This window comes from Microbacterium sp. (assembly GCF_031178525.1).
In the GTDB taxonomy this organism is placed as follows: domain Bacteria; phylum Actinomycetota; class Actinomycetes; order Actinomycetales; family Microbacteriaceae; genus Microbacterium.
The window spans coordinates 1-2,025 of the sequence record NZ_JAPSJA010000367.1; the positions used below are offsets into that span (position 1 = coordinate 1).

Annotated in this window: 2 protein-coding genes; both read right to left on the reverse strand. The window is 70.4% G+C overall.

Annotated elements, in window-relative coordinates; translation table 11 throughout:
* Nucleotides 1-1,124, reverse strand: a 1,124-nt coding sequence (gene ftsZ / locus RIF89_RS14455; RefSeq protein WP_309069773.1) for a cell division protein FtsZ, incomplete at its 3' end; no start/stop codon positions are given.
* Between the two features lie 227 nt (nt 1,125-1,351).
* Nucleotides 1,352-2,025, reverse strand: a 674-nt coding sequence (locus RIF89_RS14460) for an FtsQ-type POTRA domain-containing protein (RefSeq protein WP_309069774.1), incomplete at its 5' end; no start/stop codon positions are given.

The following is a 2,025-nucleotide window of genomic DNA, read 5'->3' on the forward strand; positions in this document are numbered from 1 at the left end:
GAGTCGAAGCCCGCGTCGGGCAGCACGGGCGCCTGCGCAGCGACCGCGACGGGCTCACGCGCCGGCTCCTCCTTCTTCGCGGCGTCGGACGAGCTCGTCGCGATGCCGGTGCCAGGCAGCGTCGGCATCGAGGCGCGGCCCGAGACGTGAGCCGGCACGTCGAGACGCTGCTGCGGCTCCCCGCCGTCGAAGCCTGCCGCGATGACCGTGACCCGCACCTCGTCGCCGAGGGTGTCGTCGATGACCGTGCCGAAGATGATGTTGGCCTCGGGGTGCGCGGCCTCCTTGACCAGCTGCGCGGCGTCGTTGATCTCGAAGATGCCGAGGTTCGATCCGCCCTGGATGGACAGCAGCACGCCGTGGGCGCCCTCGATCGACGCCTCGAGCAGCGGCGATTCGACCGCCAGTTCGGCGGCCTTGATGGCCCTGTCGGCGCCGCGCGCAGATCCGATGCCCATGAGCGCGGATCCCGCGCCCTGCATGACCGACTTCACGTCGGCGAAGTCGAGGTTGATCAGACCCGGCGTCGTGATGAGGTCGGTGATGCCCTGCACACCGGCGAGCAGCACCTGGTCGGCCGTCGCGAAGGCCTCGACCATCGAGATGCCGCGGTCGCTGATCTCGAGCAGGCGGTCGTTCGGCACGACGATGAGCGTGTCGACCTCTTCCTTGAGGCTCGCGACACCCGCCTCGGCCTGGCTCTGACGACGGCGGCCCTCGAAGGAGAACGGCTTGGTCACGACACCGATGGTCAGCGCGCCGATCGACTTCGCGATGCGCGCGACCACGGGGGCGCCGCCCGTGCCCGTGCCGCCGCCCTCGCCCGCCGTCACGAAGACCATGTCGGCACCCGCGAGCGCCTGCTCGATCTCCTCGGCGTGGTCCTCGGCCGCCCGTCGGCCGACCTCGGGATCAGCACCCGCACCCAGGCCGCGCGTGAGCTCGCGGCCCACGTCGAGTTTGACGTCCGCGTCGCTCATCAGCAGCGCCTGCGCATCGGTGTTGACCGCGATGAACTCGACTCCGCGGAGACCGAGCTCGATCATGCGGTTGACGGCGTTCACGCCACCGCCGCCGACGCCGACGACCTTGATCACGGCGAGGTAGTTCTGGTTCTGGCTCATGCCGGCCTCCGTTTGCTCGAACCACTGGTCTCATCCGGACGCCTGAACCTTCATCTTCTAGATGAGGGTTAAAGTATTGCCCGGTATGCAATTCCTTCCATGAAGGTATGCGCGGCCCCGCCGCATGCGCGGATTGGGCGTGGGCGTGTCGCCGACTCGCGCCGGAACACGCCGCAGCGTGCCGCGATGCAGGGCGGATCGGCGCGCACGGCTCGCCGTCTCGGACGTCAGCGCAGGATGAGCACGCCGGGCGACGAGACGTCGTAGTACGCGTGGCCGTCGGGCGCGGCCAGCAGCACCTGCGCCTTCTTCGCCGCGTGATCCGCGCTCCCCCACAGCACCTCGGTGCCGTCGGCGAGCGTGAGCGTGACGTCGTCCTGCGTCGTGGCCCGCGCGGATGCGACGAGGCCGCTCACGCTGTCGGGCAGCGAACGCAGCACCTGTCCCACCGCGGCGAACGCCGATGACGTCACGCCGCCCCGCGCCTCCAGCAGCGGCTGCCCCTCGGGCTGCGCGTCGCTCGTGGAGAGCGCGACGCCGGCGGCGTCGACGACCGTGAACCCGGCGTCGGATTTCACCACGCCGATCGGCGTCCGCTCGACGATCTTGACGAGCAGGTCGTGCGGCGGACGCGCCTCGAGCGTGTAGGTCTCGATCAAAGGGAAGGCCACGAGCGCGGCTTTCACCTCGGCGTGGTCGACGAGCGGCAGGGGTCGCCCCATCTGTGCGGCGAGAGCCTGCTGCAGCGTCGCCTCATCCAGCGTGTCCGCGCCTGTCACCGTGATGCGCTGCACCGCGAACAGGGGGCTGTAGGCCGCGCCGACGCTGCCCACCACCAGCAGCAGCAGCGCCCCGAGCGACACGAGCCAGATGGTGCGGCGTCGACGTGACCGCGCCGTGA